Below are 21,831 nucleotides of genomic sequence, written 5' to 3' on the forward strand. Positions count from 1 at the left end.
AGCAAGGACGCGGCAGCTGATGGCATAAATTGAAACTATATAAAAATACAAAGCTATATTTTTAATACTTGCTCCACAACTTTTGGCATTGATCCAAATTTTCCTACATTATATGGGATCAATGCCAAATAATTCAATATTTTCATTAGGATCTGGTCTTGTATTTGCTGTAAATTCAGATTTTAACCTTAAGGGGTTGTTTTCAATTTTATGAGACGCAATTCATTAGATTTGAGAATGTTTAACACAGTATAAGAATATATCAATTCACCAACAGTGCTTTGGTTAGCTTTGTATATAAGTACCAATGAAAGAATACACGTTTAAATATCAGAACAATAAAGGCGGTCTGTATTTTTTATCGGGCCTTTTAGGAATACCATTTGTTGTTCTTTTTTCGAGTTTATTTCTGCTGGATTACGTATCCTGGATTTTATGGATCAGTATACCGTTAGGGATTGCGCTGACCGTGTACTGCGTCCGACAGTTCATCAAAAAATCCGGAGGTAAGGACACCATTACGGTGGACGATGAAGGTTTTACGTCTAAAGATTATGGTCGGGTGCTCTACAGCGATATTCACAGCATTCCGCCTTATGGTGCTTTTCAGGCGCCGCCACCATCCATGCGGATCAGACTTCACAATGGGGGAAAATTGGTTTGGAAATTAAGTGCCGAGGCTCCTAAGTCTGCTGCTGATGTAGCCACCTTTACCGCGTTTCGGGAAGAATTACTGGAGCATCTCAAGCAGCAGCGGCCAACCACCGCCCGAAAAACAAACCGAACGGAAGTGATTGAAAATAAGGGGCTGCACGAACAGGAAAAAACATCTGCTTCCCCTGCTGAAGTCGTTGAACAGCTGGAAAGACACAAGAAACGTGATTTTAACTACAAATACGTCGCGATCCCTTTCGGGCTGGCGCTTGCGGTTGTGATGTTTGTACGGAGCTGTGGCGAAGATATGATCCGGGAACATAGGCAGAAAGAATTTGAAGGGGTCCGGAATACCATTCTCAGTATGGAAACGAATTATGAAGACAACCTGCAAAAGGCCATGAGCATTGCAAAAACGTATGCCCGTCAATTCGGCCCGGTATTCCTCTTTACGAATGATCCACAGGCTAAGATCGAATTTATCCCAGACATCAGGGGGGATGCTTCTGCTCCTGACATCAAGGTAATGGGCTTACGCCGACTGGAAGATAATGAACAACTGAGAAAATTCGTGGAGCATCCGGATCGTGTAGGCTACGATATGTTCGTCGTCAACCCTTCCATGAAATTTTCTGCAATTATGGGTAAAAGCCTTTTTGGAGAAAAGGACAGTCCTGCCACGGTGGTTTACTTCGCTGTTTACAATCCCAACAAATCGCTGCCTTCATCATTACGTTCCTCCTCGGATACCACATTTCATCCTGTCCAATACATCTCTTCGATTAATATACCCAAAGTGGGAAAGCTGACCGAAGCGGTTCTTAAAAACATGGATTTTGTCGCCGCAAGGGCTATCCTTCAGAAATATAAGGGCACTTATTTTTATATCGCGGTCAAAGGGCAGAAAGGTATACCGTCTGAAAGATTTGAAGAGCTGAAAAAACTGATTGCTGCTAATTTTGAAGAACAGGGTATCAAGGTTGATGGTTTTCAAAGCAAGCGTTTCAATGAATAGAACTGTATATCCTTTGATGTTAAGGTTGGATCTGATATGTACTAAGAATCTGATCGTCCAGGATGAAATTATAATGAACCAGATTTATTATATACGTGGGCATAAGGTAATGTTAGATGCTGATCTGGCTGCACTTTATGAAGTAGAAACCAAACAACTCAAGAGACAGGTTAAACGAAATATGGAACGTTTTCCCGAAGATTTCATGTTTGAATTGAGCCCTGAAGAGTATAGTGTTTCAAGGTGCCAAAATGGCACCTTGAAACAGGGAAGTAATGTAAAATATGCTCCCATGGTCTTTACTGAACAGGGTGTTTCCATGCTATCCAGTGTATTGAATAGTAAAAGGGCAATCCAGGTGAATATTCAGATCATACGCATATTTACACGCATACGTCAAATTATAGCAGACAATACAGATGTCAGGTTGGAAATTGAAAAAATAAAGAATAAGCTAGACCATCAGGATAAAAATATGGAAATCGTATTTCGTTATCTGGATGAATTGTTAGAAAAACAAGAACAGCCTAATCCTCCAAGAACCAGAATTGGTTTTAAACCGGATAACCTTTGATCATTTATTAATGGGGGTAATATTTCTGAATCTTTGAGCGCGTTAATTTAGTTAAAGCGGGAGTTGTCGGAGATCATTCCGATTTCTTGATTTATAATAGCCTAAGCAGATGATGTACGTTACTGGCAACTGAATGAGAAACAGAAGAAGTCCAGCTAATGGCCAACCCTTAACTGTAATAAGCGTTGACGGGATAAAATTATAATCATGTTATAAACGGATCACTTTTACCTTGAAAACATCTGAATAATTGATGCAAGAAATATTATTCGTTTAAAAACTAGTTCTTCCGGAATGGAATAGCAAGATATTGCGAAACCAATCAGCAAAAGCCCCTCAATCGAGGGGCTTTTTTTGTTTAAAACCTTTTTTGAAGGACTCAAAAGATCAATCATTTCTATAATCATCAAAATTTTCAAAAGAATATCACCTCATATCAAACGGAATTTTAGGAATTACCGAAGCATTATCGGATTTCCGGAGGAATGATCGGTATTGTCGGAACTGCTTGATGTTTAGTAATTTATGTTGCCGTATGTTTGTCTCGGAAATCAGTTCAGCTCCCGGATCGCTATCGGGGTCATGTATAAAAGCCGATTTCCAATTGAGATGAAAGCGCGGTAGATGGTAGCCGACCTGGGAAGCAGTTATTAGCCTCCCGCAATTGATTCTCACACTTCCCAAAAATTTCAGAAGGCCTTCTGATTTGCAATTGTAGCAGTCCCCGCGATAAGGTTCGCGGGGGACTACGGACCATTTCATTTCTAAATTTTTGAATTATGTTTGAATTTTTATTCGCCATTTTATTGGGATTGGCATGCCCAACACATACTACTACTACAAGCTGTCCTACAGCACCAACCAGTCAAACTGCGGATGACCATACTGGCGGAGATAACGGCCAGTTGCCACCTCCAAAAATTGATTAATATCCTAAACTTTCAGTAAGGCGGCAAAACCGCCTTACTTTTTTATATTTTAAAATTGCCTGTTTTCAAGGTACATCAGCCTCCACCAATTTATTGGATTCTTCTATCAAAACACCTGTGATGGATACTAAATTCTGCATCTGTTCTATTCCGCAATAAGGGAATACTAATGAAAAAACAGTATCATTTATTTTTCATAATTTAGGTCCAAAACTTAACGATCTTGAAACCTCTCTATTTACTATCTTTTTTGATTGTCTTTCTTGTCTCTTGTTCCGAAAAAAACGATACGATTGAAAAAAAGACTGATAACTTGTTTTATGATAAAGCATACGAGCTTAGAGATCAGCATAAAACAGATTCCGCCCTTATCTATTTTAATAAAGCAAAAGACTTATTCCAACTCAACAAGGATAGTTTAGGGATAGGGAAATGTCTCGTAAACATGGGCATTATTTCAACAGACAGAGGGGATTATTTCAGTGGACAGGAATTTTCACTGGATGCATTCTCCTTTTTTGATAAGAATAAAAAGGAAAATTTTCGCTTTCTTGAGTCTAATAGCAATAACCTTGGAATTGCATCATCTAACCTAAAAAACTATATTCAGGCCATTGATTTTTATAAACAGTCTTTGGCTTACAATCAGGATAGTGCGCGGGTATTGGTGATCAAAAATAACATCGCCAATGCTTACCGGGAACAAAAGGAATATAAAAAGGCGTTAACAATTTATGAAAACATTCTAAATCAGAAAATTAATAATAAAAGAGATTATGCACGGACGCTGACTAATCTTTCAGTAGCCAAATGGCTGCAAAACCCTGATTATAATGCCGCTCCCGGACTGCTGAAGGCACTGGATATCCGTGAAAGGGAAAATGACCTCTTGGGTCAAAATTCAAGCTATTCCCATCTTGCCAATTATTACCAATACACAGATCCGGATTCGGCCTTATTTTTTGCCCTTAAAAGATACCCGGCTGCAATAAAGGTGAATAGCCCCGATGATCAGTTAGATGCCCTTGGTAAATTGATAAAGCTTAGCCCCCCAAAGGAGATGAAGCGCTATTTTGAAGTGTACCAAAATCTGGATGACAGTGTGCAAACTGCACGTAATGCAGCGAAGAATCAGTCGGCATTGATCCGTTACGAGAGTGAAAAGAATAAAGCGGATAATTTAGAACTTCAAAAGGACAATACGGAGAAAAAGTTCCAGATCGCGAAGCAGAGGATCTTAATTTTTTCTGTATTGCTGTTCGTTGTCGCAGCTGCTGTCATTGCGGTAATTTGGTATAGAAAAAGAAAACAAAGAATGGAGTTGGAGTCCCAAAATGCCATTCGCGAGCATCAGTTGAAAACCTCAAAAAGGGTACATGATGTTGTGGCGAACGGACTTTATCGGGTGATGACTGAAATCGAAAACCGGGATGATATTGATAAAGGTCAGGTATTGGATAAAATAGAAGACCTCTACGAAAAGTCACGTGACATCTCCTATGAAAAGCCAGAGCTTGATGATCAGAATTTCCATCAGAAGATATCTGCGCTCTTAATGTCCTTTGCTACAGAAAATGCCAAAGTTCTCATTGCCGGCAATACTTTAGCACTGTGGAAAAAGGTGAATCCGGAAGTAAAGTATGAGGTTGAGCATATTCTTCAGGAGCTGATGGTAAACATGAAAAAACATAGTGGGGCCAGCAATGTAGCCGTTCGGTTTGAGGACGGTGCCGATCAGATAAAGATCTATTACACTGACAATGGCGTTGGCATGTCAGACAAGGCCTCCTTTAAGAATGGATTGAGGAATACGGGAAACCGTATAGATGCTATCCATGGGGAAATTACCTTTGATATTAAGGTGGAAAAGGGATTGAAGATCCAAATTTGTTTTCCACTTTCCTAACTAGAGAAATGATGTTCAAAAGAGTATTAATTGCCGAGGACCACGAAAGTGCCAGTATTTCCGTACGAAAAACATTGGAAGATCTAGGGATAGCATCTGCCGAGTATACCTTTTATTGCGATGACGCATTAATGCACATTAAGAAGAACGTTTACGCCGAACAGCCCTATGATTTGCTGATTACTGATCTTTCTTTTGAAGAGGACCATCGTCCTCAAAAGCTAAGCAGTGGGGTGGAGCTTGTGAGTGCTGTGAAACTCATACAACCAAGTTTAAAGGTTTTGGTATTTTCCGCAGAGAATAAGGCCGCCGTTGTCGATACACTTTTTAAAGAACTGGGTATAAATGGTTATGTACGCAAAGCGCGTCATGATGCCAAAGACCTTAAGCTTGCCATACAGGCCATTTATAAAAATAAAATTTACCTTTCAGAAGACCTAAAGCAGACTATAAAGCAAAAAAATGCTTACGAATTCACAGACTTCGACATTACCATTATTTCGTTACTCTCGCGGGGGATGCTTCAGAAAGAGATTCCAGCCTATCTGCAGGAAAACAACATTAGACCATCTGGCCTGAGTAGTATTGAAAAGCGCCTCAACCTTATGAAAGAGGTGTTGGGTTTTTCTAAAAATGAGCAACTGGTGGCTTACTGTAAGGACTTTGGGATCATTTGATATGCTGGGCTTCTGGTTGACTATAGACTGTAGCCATAGCCTCCGGCTATCGTTTTAAACCATTCATACAGTGCAATCATGGCGACTATGAATACAGCCACAAAAACATATAACCATTTTTTATCTCTTGGGGAGACCGGATTTAAATCATCAGGTCGAATCACTGCGTAGTATAAACCAAATATTAATAACATAGGGCCAAGCATCATTGCTTTCATGGAGTAGGAAATGGACGCCGCATGTTCGGCCATTTGTTGTAGTTTTTGATATATGAAGAAATAGCTACAGAGCAAACCACCTGCAATGAATATCAGACCTAGTGCTATTGGCGATATTTTTTTCTTTGGTGTTCTTGAAGCATGATTTACGAACTCATAATCTTCATTCTGATTTTTTTCTGGTATTTGCATGTGCTGTGTTTGTTTAGTTAATCTTTATTCAGGGTTTGGCCAGCTCTGTCCATCCCTTTAAAGAAAATATGGATAGCCTCTTCACCTATAATCAGAAAGTCCTGATTTTTTTTAAAAACGGAATGACTTAGCGGGATTTTTTTGCCGTCGAAGGCATTGGCTTCGCTGGTGTTGAGCTGATCCCATCCACCGTATGTGGTCACACCTTTCTTTAGCTTTTCTACGAACAGCGTGTCGCCGGAAGTGTTCATATAGCGGAAATAGGTATAGTTGTAGGAAGGCGATGGTTCAGTTACTAATGCTGCAACCCGGTATAGATCGCCTGTTTTAGGGGCTGCTATATATTCAGTTAACAGGGCTTTGTTTTGAATCCGGCTTCGTTTATTCCCCTGTGCAAGAAAATAAACTGTGCCGGCAATAACGGCTATAAAAGCGGCCAATAAGAGCGGGTTGATGAACAGCCCATACCATAGGTTTAGCGGCGTTTTCGTTTCTTTCTTTAGCTGATAGTAACGCTCTTCCAGTTCATCTGTCCATTTAACATTGGGGATTTTCTGTTGACAGTTGCCACAGTAGGCCAGTCCAAATTTACTTTCGGGCCACATGGGCATCAGGAACCAGGCATATTTTTGAAATATGGCCAGTTCCATGTCTCCTCTTGTTCCACATAATGGACAGCTAAGATCAGTGCAGGACGTTACTTTATGTTTTAGGGTTCTAATCTGATAAATGAAAAACATTTGCTGGTTGAGGGTGAAAAAATGGAGCGACTCGTCGTAAATCAAGGTTGCAGTGTCAATAATTATTCCAGTTTCAACGAATGAATGGCTATGAAGATATAAACCAATCAGATAATTTTTTTCTGAGAAACAATTGAATGCAGGTAATCCTTTTTAGAGGACGCAATTAGACGATGGCTATTTATCATTCTTGCTTATTGGATGGATCGACATATCAGAATCAGGAGTTTAAGTAGCGATTCATGATATCTGGGTTTTTAATGAATTTGTGTAATAAGGTGTTGAGATCCATTGAATTGGGGTCAAAAAATGGGGATTTGTTTAACAATTGCCCCCGAAGGGTAATTTTTTAACATCCGGAGCGGTTTTTTCTGATTCGCAATATTTCGATGAAGATGGGTTAAAGTAGTATACAAGTGTCCTGAATGTCTATGTAATTGGTCGATAAAAATGTGTTTACTGCTGTTATAAGGGGTTTTTGCTTTTGACAATTTTATTGAAAAAATCTTTAATGAACGTATATTATCTAATATGCAAACGTTTGTGTTGATATAACGTCATAATTTAATATAGTAGTCCAACAGGAAAATAATTAAGTGCACGCTGGGCCCTCATTAAGGAAAAACAAGTCTTTATTACAATGGATTAATTGCATTTTTGTTTCTTAACTTGCTGTTTATTAATGTTTTATTTTTATTTTGTTGATTTTGTTTGTTCAGCGGGTATCCTGTGATCCAGTATTGCTGGAATGAGGCCAATTGGTTCGGCTAAAGTATTCATCTTGTTTTAAGTTCCTTATAATTCCAGGTTTAAATCTATATTTATCTATTGGTGTATAATGTGTCTTATTGAGAAAAAATGAATGTGCTATTTGGCATCAAAAGTAACTGTTGAAATAATTACAGGAATATCAAACGTTTGCGCTATGAATTGAAATAAAGACATGGATGAAATGACCTAAATTAGATTTCAGTAAGTAGAACCAATCTTGCTTGTTGACCGACCATCAGAGTAATTAATTCTGCAACAGTGAGATAACCGACCAAATAAAAACCAGGGGAGCAATCCCTTTTTAAACCATAACCGACCCAACAACCTAAACCACCAGACCATGACCAAAATCTCTACTTTTTTCCAACATCCAGATCTCAATCGTTTTATATAGCATTAGCATTCAATTCTAATCTATAGAACCATTAGGTTATTCAATTAATCATTTTAGATACTATGTCTATAACTGCATGTGCTGTGGTTTAGTATTTATCTGCCTGTTTTTTAATTAAATAATCCAATCGCAACTACAGGTAGTTGTCGTCATGGGATAGGTATGTCCCATACTCAAGGCAACAACTCCTTTCTAATTTATTGAGCAATAGAAAATTAATAAGCTAACCGTCTAATAATTAATTAATACGAATGAAAATGGTCCGAATTATTGCGAGTATGATTTCTGCCGTCTTGCTTTCTGTGCTTTGTTTGTCAAAGACGGAGGCAAAAGCGCGTTGTACCGCTCCACTGAATTACAACAGTATTCTTTTAAGACAAGATACTGACGACACTTCCAAAAAAAAGCTGGATACAATTATTCTGGCCGATCGGCGGAGCCAGGTAAAGGGAATAATGGATTCTCTGAATGCCAAACTCTCTGCATTAAATCCACATGTATCCGTTCAGCAAATGTTGAAAGGTAAGATTGCGGGACTATATGTGCAGGAAACTAGCGGAGAACCAGGTTCAGAGCAGAGCATGATTATCCGAGGGCTTTCAGCCCCTGTTTTTAGTAAAAATGATATTTACAGGCTTCAGCCAATGGTTTACCTGAATGGAATTCCAATGATTCAGGAAAACGCTTATGTTTTTGATATTCAAAAATATGATTACAATAGAATCGGTCCTGCAACCAATTTACTAAGTTCAATTGATATTAGTAACATTAACTCCATAGAAGTGATTAAGGACCCGGCAGCTTTGGCTAAACTTGGGCCTAATGCCGCCAACGGTGCTATTTGGATTACTACTAAAGCTGCAAAATCCGGCTATAGAGATTTAAGCGTGAATACCTACTTCGGGATGGTACAGGCAAGTAATATCAAAACTGTAAATGCCCAGTACGAGAACATCTTTCGTAAACCATTTTATCAAAAATACGCCTCACAATCAGATTACTTAAATTATGTTGGTTATTTAAGAGATTCTACAAACCTCGACTATTATGGTCCCTCGAAATGGAGTGATTTGTATGCTAAAAACCAGGCAACATATTCAGCTGATTTAGGATTAACCGGGGGCTCTGAAAAGGCTAACTTCAGGTTTTTTGGATCAGCCACTCAGAATGCAGGAAATTCGGATGATACAAAATTAAACCGGTATGCCGCCTCCTTCCAAATCAATATGGCACCATTTAGCTGGGTAACCGTATCGAGCATGGTGAATGCCAGTAGATTAGATCGGGATAGGAACCGTAATCTGAGAGACCGTTTTGCAGAAACCAGGTATATCCCCGATTTATACAATCCGATTTCACCATCAAAAACTACCTATCAATCATTCCTCAATGAATATGATAAAGCAATTGATGACAACCGGACAACATTGGTTCAGGGATACTTGTCACTGAAATTTGATCTTAAGCCTGTAAACTTTATTTCAACATTTAATTTCGATTATAATGAAGGGGTAAGGGATGTTTTCTATCCAACAACTTTAATGGCAGGGAACAATTATGTATCTAATTATTTCGGATATAATCAACGGTTTATGGTCAACAATGCCGTAAATTATACCAAGCACTTTAATAAGGATCATCAGATTTATTTTGAAGCTGGTCAATCTATTCAGGATGATCTGCACAAGTATGGGTATGCCAATGCTTACAATGGGCCAAACGACTTTATCAAGATTAATGTTGTTGAAGGAGATAAAAAGAAGGATAATTACCTTAAGCCTGTTAGCTATTTGGTTTATCGGTATAATGACAAAATTCATAACAGGTTATTTTCCGTATATGGTTCTGCCAAATATTCTTATAAAGATTTATTTACGTTTTCTGCGCTAATTCGTGATGACGGTTCTTCCTCTTCACAACCAGGAAGCCGATGGTTCATCGCTCCAGCTGCCAGTGCCAGCTGGAGTTTAAAGAATCAATTCTTAAAAACAAACAATTGGATTGACAAATTGAATATGGATGTGTCATGGTCCAGAATCGGGAAGCCTTTTAATGATGACAGATTTGCTGCCGGTCCTCAATACCGCAGTAATTCCGGCTGGTCGTTGGAGCCAACCATTCCTGGTTACAATGGCATTGCAACCATATCCAGACCTTACTCTTCGGGCTGGGTTGGGTATGATATCAAATGGCCATATACCGATCAGCTTAACGTAGGTTTTGATGGTTCATTCTTTAAAAACCGCTTGGGAGCATCTGTTACTTATTACATCAAGGATGATAAGAGGATGTTGTTAAACAGCCCGATTTCAGCAGAAACAGGATTTGCCAGTCAATTTAGCAGTGGACTTGCGGTTCGGAATACTGGGATAGACTTAGGTATTCAAGGACATATTATTACTGGAAAGGATTTGGGTTGGACTTCAGGGCTAGGCTTTAATTTCAATAAGAACAAGTTGAAGGCACTTCCGAATGGGCTTAACGAATTGATCATCGGAGACCGGAAATTGAAAGTTGGCGAATCAGTTGACCGCTTCTGGATTTATGAGAACCAGGGAATTTATAATGCTGATGCTGAAGTACCAGTTAATCCGGCTACTAATCAGCGCTTGAGTTTCGAGGGCACTATTCTTAAGGCCGGCGATCCAAGATGGAAGGATACCAACGGTGATTTTACCATTAACAGCGATGATAAAATATTAAAAGGAAATGCTATGCCTAAACTAACCGGGAGCTGGTCAAACGAATTCCGTTATGGCAATTTCAAATTGAACGTTGATATTATATATGCTGTTGGGCAGAAAGCCTTAAATCAATCTGCTGCTTTTCAGTACGATTTCATTAACAGGGAAGCGGCAAATGACATCAATTCCGTTCGGGAGATTTTCTCCTGGCAGGTCAATGTTGATGCGTCAAAATATCCGATATACAATCCCTGGAGCAGTGTTGTGCCTTACCGTTTAGAGCAGGATTTGTTTTTAGAGAATGCATCTTATGCAAAATTGAGAACAGTGTCTTTAGGCTATGATTTATCCAAAACAGCTTTGTTTAAAAATAAAGCCACAATTAAAAGGGCTTACCTATACGTTACGGGAAGCAACCTGTTAACGGTTACTTCGTTTTCCGGCAGCGATCCCGAGTTAATAGAATATAATGGTGTATACACCGGATACGGACTATCTATTCCAAAAACGTATACACTAGGAATAAAAGTTGATTTATAAAGGCATAAGGTTATAAAATTATTAGTATATGAGATCTATTTTTAAAAAAAATATCAGGTTTAATAAAGGCTTACTGCTCTTGCTAATTGCAATCTCGGGCCTTAATTTTTCCTGCAAGAAGATGCTTGATATCGAATCGAGTCGGCTTTCTAATGAAAACACCCATTGGACTTCGCTTCAGGATACCAGGTCAGGATTGATGGCCAGTTATTCGCTGATGAGAAGTGCGATGGCCGAAAACAATGCACACTGGTTATGGGGCGAATTGAGAAATGGCGATTTTACTGCATCCAGCAGATCGGATCTTAAAGTCATCATTAATCAAAACCTGAAAGCCTCTTTCCCTCTGGTTCAAAAACTAACCTCATGGAGGGCGTTTTATGCAGTGATTAATAGCGCAAGTCTGTTCATCGAAAGGGCCGCTGAAGTAAGGGCAACAGACATCCGTTACACTGAACCGAATTACAGAGCTGACCTGGCACAGGCAAGGGCTTTGAGAGCATTTGCGTATTTCTATATGGTGCGCATCTGGGGTGATGTTCCTCTAATCACGGCTTCACATGACGGAACTTTTGAAGAGAAGCCTAAAACGGATCAGTCGAAAGTTTTAGCCTACGCAGAAACCGAGTTGATTACGGCGGCCAAGGACCTTCCTTACATTTATGGAGCAGAGGGAGATGACATTTTGCCTGGTTCTTATTATGGTTATGGTGTGGACCGCTGGAGAGGTGCTTTGTTTACCAAAATATCTGCCTATGCAGTTCTGGCACATATTGCCGCCTGGCAGTCACATTATATAGATGTTTCTGTTTACACAGACTTCATTATGACCAATTATGCAAAGGCAAATATTGCTTATTCTACAACCGGACAATTAACAGCTTCCGATGGAATTTTTAACGGACAGTCTTATAGTCAGGTAATTTCCTTTGGCTTCAATGATGTTTATGGAGAGTCTACTGCAAATGGGCATATCGAACAATTGGTGCTTGCATCCCCACTCATTTCTAAGCAGACACCTGATCTTTACATATCGAAAGATTCTATCGCATCTGTATTTACTGACCTCAACGATCAGCGTTTTGGATTAGACACGATTTCAGGCCTTCCAAGAACAAACTACTTTGTGAATTTCACCGGAGAGATACCTGTTTTTAGTAAAATTAAGGTTTTAAGAGGCGGCTCAACAAATGGAGATTTTGCCATTTACAGTTCGAACATCCTTTTTACCCGTTTGGAGGAACTGGTTTTACTTAGAGCAGAAGCACTGGCAGTACTTGGCCAGCGACAAGATGCCATCACCTTGCTAAACACCATTAAGAAAAACCGCGGTGTAAAAACGATCAATGATGGAGCCGGTAAGGACCTGGTCAGCGAAATCTTTGGGGAGCGCAGAAGAGAGTTGATGGGAGAAGGATGGCGCTGGTACGACCTGATCAGATATCATAAAATACAAAATAATAACCCCGCATTTATGACTCTGATCCAGCAAAAAGGGATATACTGGCCAATTGCACAAGAGGTGCTGAATGCAAACAGTAAGTTGGAACAAAATAACTATTGGAGATGAAAATAACGAAAGAAGAATTAGCACCAAACACTAATCCCATTACATCAATGAGAAATAAAAAGACACTTGTTTTTTCTATACTGATGGCTATGTTGCTCTGCATCATGTTGTTTTCCTGCAAAAAAAACGATTCCGAATATTATAACTACGAGAATGATTTGAAGGAATTTGATGGAAATGCATTTGAGTACTTAAAGACACAGCAATCGGGGGTATACGATTCCCTGTTGCTTGTGCTTAACAGGCTACCCTCCTTGCAGGATTCTCTGAAAACTCAAAAGGTTACCTTTTTTGCGATTACCAACAGAAGCTTTCAGACTTCTGTAGAGAGTTTAAATGCCGTTCGTAAAAGAATCAATAAAGCTCCGTTGTACCTGGCCAATATGGATGTAAAACAATTGGATACGATGGTCAGCAAGTATATTATCCGTGGGGAGTTCAACACCTCTTATTTCCAGGATTATGCGGATGGGCTGATTGTAAAAAGCATTGCTCATAATTACAACATGCACATTCTTTATAAAAAGGCAGATGCATCAGGTTTTAAAGCAGGAGGCCCGGCAGTGATCACATTTACCGACCCTAAGAACTCCATTTTTGTGAGGTATTGGGAGAGTACACCTACCAATTCAGTAAACATTAAGACAAAGAATGCCATCATAAATGTATTGTCTCCGGGACATGATTTTGGCTTTGGCGAGTTTGTAACCCGTGTTAATAATTAAGATGATGAGCATAACGAATACAAAATATCCCTTAATATCATCAGGAGCTTTCTTTATAGGACTGATGTTATTTGTACTAACATCGAGCTGTAAAAAAGGTTTGCCTGCGGACCGGGAGTCTATAGGTTTAGATACCCGTTTTACACAAAGCGTATACAGTCCGGTATTGGGCCGAAATACGCTGTTTTCTGACAATCTTTTTATCGGGGCTTCTTCACAGCCACTTAATTTTAAGATCATCAATATGAGGACCAGGGACGGATCACCCGCTCCGGAACTTACGAATAACACTCCTGTTCAGGTATGGCGCCAACCTTATTTAGGTACCGAGAAATCTATTGAAGAAATAGAAGCAAAGCGGAAAATGGAAAACCGCCCTCTTTTTGAAATCAGAGAACATTCCGGTCAGTTTCTGATGTGGTCTGCAGCAACTTCAACCCTTCTTAAAACGCAACCGGATTCAGGATATGTTTTTGATGTTGAAATGTCTAACTCCGGTGGCCGCAGATATTTCAGGGATCTTAAACTAATGCCACTAAAAGAGCGTCCTTTTGAGCCATCCGTCTTAGATCCGATCACCGGTCTCTCCAGGTTTCTTGGTTTAACCCCAAGCAGCATTAGTAATATACGGGGGGCGAAGACCAACCAACGACTTTTTTATAACGACATCACTGTCCTGTTTAATAAAGTAAACGGGGGAGGTAATTCTTTGAAATTCAGATTTGTAGATTCCCTGTTTAAACCTATAGATCCAAATAGCTTCAACCTCACTAAGTGGGATCAGCTTGTACATGGCTTCAACATGGTCAAAACCAATGAATCCGTAAAGTATGATGTGGCTTACCCAATTCCTCTTGTTGATTTTCAAACTCCATATACGAATCCGCAAGGCAATAGAGCACATACGCTTTTCAGATATGAAAGACAGGGTTTTGGAAATGTACGCGAGGAGGCTTATTTAAGTATTGATTTTTCAATCTATGAAAAGGGCAATTGGGAGATCATCATTTGGTTTACCGGGGAGAGCCCAAAATTTACTAATGATTAATAACATGGCGTTTCTAATTTATATAAGACTTAATATGAGATATACAGTCGTAATATTTTCCTTGTTCCTGTTGCTTGGCTTCAATAGCCGGTTGGCAGCACAGCAAACGAAGATTGTTGTTAAAGGAACTGTAATTGATAGGGCAGATAAAAGACCTATCCCGGGAGTGGTCATCACTTCTGGAAAATCCCAAACGCCTCTTGGCCAAACTGATGGGAACGGAAGGTACAGCCTAAGTGTTACTCCTGGAGTTGAGCTTAGCTTCAGGTATCTGAGCTACAAGACCGTGTTCAGAAAAGTATCGGACAATGCAACGATAGATATCAGGATGGAGGAATCTGTAAATGCACTTAAAGAACAGGTGATCATTGGATATGCTAAAAAAACCAAGGAAATTTCGACAGGTTCAAGTGTGATTATTACAGCTAAAGACATTCAGGACGTACCCGTTGCCAACGTAATGGAGCTGTTACAGGGTAAAGTTGCGGGTTTGAATATTCAGAACAATAACGGTGCGCCAGGGATGAGGGGGTCAATGACCATCAGGGGGATTTCCAATCTGAATATTTCGGGATCGGGAGATGATGCCTTTCTAACGCCCACTTCCCCATTATTTGTTGTAGATGGAATTCCTATTGATGACAATACCGATTATTCCTATGGCTTTGAGTCTGCTGGTCCTGGAATTAGTCCGATTTCCTTAATTCCGGTAGAGGATATTGAGCGGATAGAAGTATTAAAAGATGCACAGGCAACCTCGCTTTATGGCTCCAGGGGTGCTTATGGTGTAGTTTTAATCACTACAAAAAGGGGAAACTCAAAGATTCCGATTGTTCAGTTCACTTCAAATTTTACGGTTGATACTCCACCTGATCTAAAATCAGTAATTGGGGGAAGGGGAGAACGTTTGATGCGGATTGATCAGATATTAAAAAATGACACTAATTTTTATCACGGGCTGAACAACGTCAATAGAAATCCCTTCCTTGCGGATAGCTTAAATGCCTTTTATAACAACTCTACAAACTGGCAAAAGTTGTTTTACAGAACTACGTTTAATCAAACGCATAACTTGTCTATCTCCGGGGGAGATCAGCAGTTCAACTATAAGGTAAACGGAGGTTATTTTGATAAAAAAGGTATCGTAGAAAACACTGCTTTTACCCGCTATAACCTCAATATGAACGCCCAATATCAGCCAAATGAGAAATTTAAGCTATTGGCTTCTTTAAATAACGTTATGGCGAACAGCAGTTCGGGGGGAGGGAGCAGTTTAAGCCAGACCGGTTTGTCGGAATCTGGTTCCTCATCTTCCTTGCTGCCGGCACCGTCGTTATTTACAGCTTCAAGCGGATTATTAAATACCCTGAATACCGACGATGACAATAAGACGATCAATGTCTCCACCAATATTGATGTGGAATATGAAGCAGTAAAAGGATTACGGGCATCAAGCTCATTTAGTTTCAATTACATTACACAGGCAAAAGATAGGTTTACTCCAGGCGCTCTGAGTGCTGGTGTCGATTCGGTTTACAATTATTTCGATCGTAAAAATACTTTGTATAACAGAACGAGGCTTTCTTACGTGAAGCAAGTTGGCGAAAAACATAACTTTAATGCTGCAGTATTCTCGGAACTGAATTCTACAAATTTCAGGGCTGATGTTTCTCAGCAGGTAAGTACGCCTAATGATCAGGTGAAAGGGCCTTTGGGCTCAGATTGGTTTAATTCCAAAGGGGGAACGCTAAATAACCTCAGTAATTTTAGATCTGCCTCTCTCGCTGGATCATTCTCCTATAACTATGATCAAAAATATGTGCTGGACTTGACTTACCGGGTCGATGGTTCTTCTACAAATGGTCCGGATGCTGGTTATTCAAAGAGCCCTTCAGTTGCCGCCAGGTGGAATTTTTATAAGGAGAATTGGCTCCGATCTACAGAAAGCTGGTTAGATTATGGATCCATTCGTGCCAGTTATGGAAAGAACATCGTTCCTACAGGGAATATTTATGATGTTTACGGAAAATACGTGGCCGGAGGTAATTACAATCAGTTGCCCACCGTAAATCTTGACCTGGGGGTAATTCCTAACACGGCATTAACGCCTACCACTACCACACAATACAATGCTGGTTTTGAAGCGGGCTTCCTGAATAATAAATTCGGATTTGTTTTTGAAACGTACTACAAGCAGGTCGACAACATGCTGCGGGAAAAAAACATCTCCAATATTAATGCATTCGGCAAGGTAAAAACCAATGAAATGAGTGTGGTAAATTATGGTTACGAGCTCACGTTGAATGCCCGTCCCCTATCTTCAAACAGCAAATTGAAATGGACGGTAAGTTTAAATGCGGCGCTTAACAGAGATGTAGTGGTACACCTGCCTGACAATGCAAGTCAGCTTTTAGTAAAAGATGCTTCTACAGGACAGAACATTCTTTACCGTTTGGGAAAAAATAGTTTAACCAACGTATTGTTAAATACAAAAGGGGTTTATTCGACAGATTTGAGCGTTCCGGTTGATCCCTTAACAGGCTTAAGGTATCGCGCAGGATCAGTAATTGACCGCCGTACCTATTTCAGAGGAGGAGATCCGATGTGGACTGACCTTAATGGTGACTATATTCTTGACGATAACGATTTGGTTGGGGCAGGAAATTCGCGACCACTTATTACGGGCGGTTTTACATCTTACATGCAATACGGCGGTTTTTCATTAAGTGTTACCGGATCGTATACCTTAATAAGAGATGTCTTAAACAACGCGCTTACATCACGTTTTCAAAGTTTCGAAAATCCACTTGCTTTAAATTCTTTGGTGCCATTGGAACAGTATGATTATTGGAAAAATTCGGGGGACAAGGCAACTTATCCAAACCCTTATGATTATACCCGTTATTCTGTATATAGTCCGTTTCGTTATGATCAGACCCTGTTTCAGGAAGATGGTTCTTACATAAAACTTCAGCAGGCTACACTTGCTTATAACATTGATAAGAAGTATGCCAAGAGGCTGGGAGCTACTTCTATTCGTGTTTATGGTACGGCATATAACATCTATACTTTTTCGAACTATTCAGGTCCGAGTCCTGAAACGGTGACTGATCTGGGTAGAGATTCCTCAAAGGGATATCCGAATCCCCGTACATATACTTTTGGTCTTAATGTTCAATTCTAATATTAAAATGGGTTTTATGAAACGTATCCTATTTGCAGTCGTTATTTTAACAGCCGGATCCATCACATTTTCCGGGTGTAAAAAATATTTAAATGTAACCCCTATAGATAATTTATCGGGTAACAATTACTGGCAAAATCAGAAAGATGTAGAGGCCTTTACAACAGGGATCTATAATCAATTTAGAGAGAATACTTTGTCTTCTCCTTATTTCGCCACCACAGGTGATCTGCGTTGCAGTCCTGCTATTGCAACTTCAGGGCAGGGCCGTACTTATATTACACAGATTGCTACCAATTCTCTTACGATCCTGATAAACAGTGAAGGTTATTTTCAGGATATTTTTAACTACAAGAGTTTAACCAAATGGAACAATTGGTACAAAATGGTTCAGGCGGCAAATATTTTATATGTGCAAGCTGATAAAGTAGCATCGCTTAGTGCAGAACAGCGAAAGAAATACCGTGCAGAAGCTGTATTTCTTCGTAACCTGGCTTATTTCTTTATGGTTCGTCAATTCGGAGATGTCCCTTACTATACCAAAGCTTATAACCAGGAAGCTTTGCCAAGAATGAAAATGGTAGAGGTGCTGAACAATTGTATTGCTGATATGAAGACGGTAAAGGACGATTTGCCCTGGACCTATGAAGATCCTTCAATTGTTGGGATCAGGGCAATGCGCGGAAGTGCGATTGCCTTAATGATGCACATGAATATGTGGGCTGCCGGATTTACTGAAGGGGATAAAACAGGTTATTATACTGCCGTTGATGAATTAGGGAAAGAAATCATGAGTACCAACGCCTATGAACTACTTCCTATTACCAGAACAAAGGAGATCTTTAAAGGTCGTACCAAGGAAAGCCTTTTCGAAGTATTGAGGAGTCTGAACTATGGTGAATATTCTACGGGAAATTACCTCTATAATACTTTTACCGATATGGTATTACACTACCCCCATAAGCCGGTAAAGTCAATTACCAAAAGTTACATTTATTACAACTCCAAGTTCATGGCAAAACTATATCCGACAGGTATGCCAGATAAGCGCGGCGAATATTGGTTTGATCCGGCAACGCTTTACGCTACAGATGGAAGTTGGGAGCTACTTAAGTTCGTAAACATATTCGCGGCGGAGGGAGAAGATGTGCTTCCGGACGATGACCTGATGGTATTCCGATTACCCGATGCCATTTTGTTGAGGGCAGAAGCACAAGCTGAGCTTGGAAATGAGGATGGCGCTAAAGTGTCATTGAATTTAGTCCGCGCAAGAGCTGTGGCCACCCCGGTTACTGATAGCGGAAAGGAATTAAAAGACGCCATATTTTATGAACGTTGCCGCGAACTAATGGGCGAGGGTCATTACTATTATGATCTGGTGCGCACCAAAAAGGTAATGGATAAGGAATATTGTTTTAACCCGATATCTGTAGAAGCTTTTAAAGCAGGTGCCTGGGCATGGCCTATAGATAAAAGCGCATTGATAGACAATCCTTATATGGTACTGAACAACTATTGGAAATAATATTAGAATGAAACCTGCATCAGCTTATGCAGGCTTCATAACCGTTAAAAACAAATATATTTTGATGAAAAACGATATGTTAAAGATAATTAAAACAAGTGCGGCTATATTAAGTGTAATGTGCTGTATACTGATGTCCTGTTCGAAGGATAGCTATTTTGTGGATACCGGCGTTCACAATGCCAAATACAATGGTACAATCCTGCAATACCTTAAATCTAAGCCTGTACTTTTTGATAGCCTGGTGATGGCCATTGATGCTGCCGGAATGAATGAGGTATTTGAAAAAGAGAACATTACTTTTTTTGCACCTGCGAATTCCTGTATACATAAAGCAGTGAAATGGTTAAACGAGGATTTAAGAAGTGACGGCAGAGATACGGTATCTAAATTAACGCAGATCAAACCTGAAGTATGGAAGGAAGTTTTTTCGAAGTACATCTTCAAAGGATCGTATGTATTAAAAGATATTCCTCAGATTGACACATTGGAATTAGCGGCCTTTGGAGGACAAGGCTACGCCTCTTATGGCGGCCGTTCCATGAATATCGGGGTGTTTTATAATAATGCGAATGGAATAAAATATGTAGGCTACCGCCAGTTGGTATTGTCTTTTATTCCGGATTTTTCTAATCCTAAAATCGGGCTAATTCATACTCCGATTGCTACATCAGATATTCAGCCTACAAATGGGGTTATACATGTACTTCGCTATCAGGGGCATTCTCTTGATTTTGAGAGCAAGCGGTTTATTACCTCAGCTAAGTCCGCCGGCATTTTGAAAGCAAATGAATAAGGTTGTCCATATCAGTTAAACAAGATTATTTTAATAAGACTTATGATTTCAATCAATATAAAATATACAAAACTCGGCCTCTTCAAACTTGCCTTATTGCTTTTTGTGGCCATTGGTAGCTCTTGTTCAAAACAGGAGGTTTTCCAGGACGATCCCTACAAAGGCGGAAAAGAAGCACTTGGTGTAAGATTTTCGGAAGCAGATGCCGATCCGATTGCAGGTTCACCAGGTGATGAAGTTACTTTTAAGGTTCGGGGAGTGATGAAGTTTAAAGAGAAACTGGAGTTCCTGGTTAACGAAACCAAGGCCGATATCATCCAGGTAACGGATTCTTCCATTACCGTGAAAATCCCGCAAAACGCAAGTACCGGTGGTACAACGCTTTTGCTGGAAGGTCAATCTTTCTTTGGTCCTAAATTTACCGTACAGGGTAAAGTTTCGATAGATCCCGGCTTTAAGGCCGTAAATGGGACAAATGGCGTAATCAATGATATCGTAACCACTTCTTCCGGGGGGTACATTTTGGTAGGCGGGTTCACGAATTTTGAAAACCAGGCCCCCTCTACGCCTATAAACCGCATTGTTGCAATTGCTAGTGATGGTGCCTATAAAAGTTCACTTTTCGGGAGCGGATCCGATGGGCCGATTCAAAATATTAACCGTCTTTCTTCCGGAAAATACATGATCTCCGGTTCATTCAGTTCCTTTAACAAAACACCTGGAACCTATGGCGTAACCAGATTAAATAGCGATGGCTCACTTGATTCTATGTCTGTTGAGCTCATCAATCCAATTCCTAATAAGCCTGATTTGAGTTTAGATACCGTTCCTACTTTTAATGGTGGGGTGGTCAGCAGCATTAATGCCGGAAATTTCTTCGGGGGTATTGCAAAAAGCTTTGTTAGGGCTGATAACACCATCCTGCTTGGAAATTTTGATTTTTATGTGAAATATTTCTATCCGCGTTCGACTAAAAATGCCAAGATAATTGACATTACCAGAATGTCTCAGATTGCTCAGTTAAAAGAAAACGGAGATCTGGATTCAGCATACAATTTCGATCCCGTTAAAAAGCAAAGCTATGCCGGAGCAAACGGGCCAATCTACGGTGCTTATATGCAAAACGATGGTAAAATTGTGGCAGTTGGAAGTTTTTCAACTTTCAATGGAACAACAGCAAAAAATATTGTACGGATTAACGTTGATGGAAGCATGGATCCGACCTTCTCTTCAGGGACAGGTGCTGATGGTCCCATATTTACCATCAATTACAATGAAACAACCAATAGAATCATGCTTTCCGGGAGCTTTAGAAGCTATAATGGAAAAGTCAGCAGCGGAGTGGTGATGTTAAATGCAAATGGTACTGTAGACGAGAGTTTTAAATTTGGTCAGCTGGTTGGGGGTGCTCCAAACTTTGCGGCTCAGCTGAACAACGGGAAAGTGATTATTTCCGGTGACTTTAACAACTATAGCGGGGTAGTGAGACAAGGCTTTATGATACTCAGTCAGGATGGAACTTTAGCTCCAGGCTGTAACAATACCGGGGCTTTTCAGGGGCGGATTGCAAGGATGGTCCAAACCACTTCTACTTTAGGTTACCCCGCTATATTACTCGTTGGGGATTTTACCAAATTCGATAATAAAAGAGTAGGAAATATAGTCCGGGTAGAGATCAAACCATAAACA

Annotated in this window: 14 protein-coding genes; 12 read left to right on the plus strand and 2 right to left on the minus strand. The window is 39.9% G+C overall.

The genetic code is table 11. The annotated features are described in order from the left end of the window. Window positions 1-307 precede the first annotated feature (307 nt). From BLQ87_RS14415 to BLQ87_RS14435, 4 genes are all read left to right on the plus strand, one after another. Window positions 308-1,669, plus strand: a complete 1,362-nt coding sequence (locus tag BLQ87_RS14415) for a hypothetical protein (protein WP_074607981.1) — start codon at window positions 308-310, stop codon at window positions 1,667-1,669. Beyond that, window positions 1,662-2,243, plus strand: coding sequence for an ORF6N domain-containing protein (locus tag BLQ87_RS14420; protein ID WP_245723856.1), 582 nt, complete (start codon window positions 1,662-1,664; stop codon window positions 2,241-2,243). Before BLQ87_RS14415 ends, BLQ87_RS14420 begins: the two co-directional genes overlap by 8 nt. 1,374 nt (window positions 2,244-3,617) lie before the next feature. Then, window positions 3,618-5,078: a tetratricopeptide repeat-containing sensor histidine kinase gene (locus tag BLQ87_RS14430; RefSeq protein ID WP_245723857.1), complete on the plus strand. Its 1,461-nt coding sequence runs from the start codon at window positions 3,618-3,620 to the stop codon at window positions 5,076-5,078. A gap of 8 nt (window positions 5,079-5,086) precedes the next feature. Continuing rightward, the gene (locus BLQ87_RS14435) at window positions 5,087-5,755 is read left to right on the plus strand and encodes a response regulator (protein ID WP_245723858.1); all 669 of its coding nucleotides are present in this window, start codon (window positions 5,087-5,089) and stop codon (window positions 5,753-5,755) included. A 20-nt stretch (window positions 5,756-5,775) separates the two neighbouring features. Here BLQ87_RS14435 and BLQ87_RS14440 read toward each other — a convergent pair whose 3' ends face one another. Continuing rightward, window positions 5,776-6,165, minus strand: coding sequence for a hypothetical protein (locus tag BLQ87_RS14440; protein WP_074607987.1), 390 nt, complete (start codon window positions 6,163-6,165; stop codon window positions 5,776-5,778). 17 nt (window positions 6,166-6,182) lie between these two features. Next, on the minus strand, window positions 6,183-6,815 hold the full coding sequence (locus tag BLQ87_RS14445; protein WP_074607989.1) for a hypothetical protein: 633 nt from the start codon (window positions 6,813-6,815) through the stop codon (window positions 6,183-6,185). Window positions 6,816-8,327: 1,512 nt separating this feature from the next. On the opposite strand from BLQ87_RS14445, the gene BLQ87_RS14450 reads away from it, so the two are divergent. From BLQ87_RS14450 to BLQ87_RS14485, 8 genes are all read left to right on the plus strand, one after another. Continuing rightward, window positions 8,328-11,294 carry a SusC/RagA family TonB-linked outer membrane protein gene (locus BLQ87_RS14450; protein WP_172664876.1) on the plus strand — a complete coding sequence of 989 codons (2,967 nt, stop codon included), beginning with the start codon at window positions 8,328-8,330 and terminating at the stop codon, window positions 11,292-11,294. Window positions 11,295-11,322: 28 nt separating this feature from the next. Next, a complete protein-coding gene (locus tag BLQ87_RS14455; protein ID WP_074607993.1) occupies window positions 11,323-12,864 on the plus strand; it encodes a RagB/SusD family nutrient uptake outer membrane protein in 1,542 nt (513 codons plus the stop codon). Next, on the plus strand, window positions 12,861-13,589 hold the full coding sequence (locus BLQ87_RS14460) for a hypothetical protein (protein ID WP_083361881.1): 729 nt from the start codon (window positions 12,861-12,863) through the stop codon (window positions 13,587-13,589). Before BLQ87_RS14455 ends, BLQ87_RS14460 begins: the two co-directional genes overlap by 4 nt. A 1-nt stretch (window position 13,590) precedes the next feature. Further along, complete coding sequence (locus BLQ87_RS14465) at window positions 13,591-14,637, plus strand: DUF5007 domain-containing protein (protein ID WP_245723859.1); 1,047 nt, start codon at window positions 13,591-13,593, stop codon at window positions 14,635-14,637. A gap of 34 nt (window positions 14,638-14,671) precedes the next feature. Beyond that, a complete protein-coding gene (locus tag BLQ87_RS14470; RefSeq protein WP_074607995.1) occupies window positions 14,672-17,821 on the plus strand; it encodes a SusC/RagA family TonB-linked outer membrane protein in 3,150 nt (1,049 codons plus the stop codon). A 16-nt stretch (window positions 17,822-17,837) separates the two neighbouring features. Next, on the plus strand, window positions 17,838-19,346 hold the full coding sequence (locus tag BLQ87_RS14475; protein ID WP_074608923.1) for a RagB/SusD family nutrient uptake outer membrane protein: 1,509 nt from the start codon (window positions 17,838-17,840) through the stop codon (window positions 19,344-19,346). Between the two features lie 76 nt (window positions 19,347-19,422). Then, window positions 19,423-20,142 carry a fasciclin domain-containing protein gene (locus BLQ87_RS14480; RefSeq protein ID WP_172664877.1) on the plus strand — a complete coding sequence of 240 codons (720 nt, stop codon included), beginning with the start codon at window positions 19,423-19,425 and terminating at the stop codon, window positions 20,140-20,142. Window positions 20,143-20,184: 42 nt separating this feature from the next. Continuing rightward, window positions 20,185-21,828 (plus strand): DUF5008 domain-containing protein, encoded by a 1,644-nt coding sequence (locus BLQ87_RS14485; protein WP_083361883.1) that lies wholly within the window; start codon window positions 20,185-20,187, stop codon window positions 21,826-21,828. Window positions 21,829-21,831 lie beyond the last annotated feature (3 nt).

The sequence above is a fragment of the Pedobacter steynii genome, assembly GCF_900103665.1.
GTDB lineage: Bacteria > Bacteroidota > Bacteroidia > Sphingobacteriales > Sphingobacteriaceae > Pedobacter > Pedobacter steynii.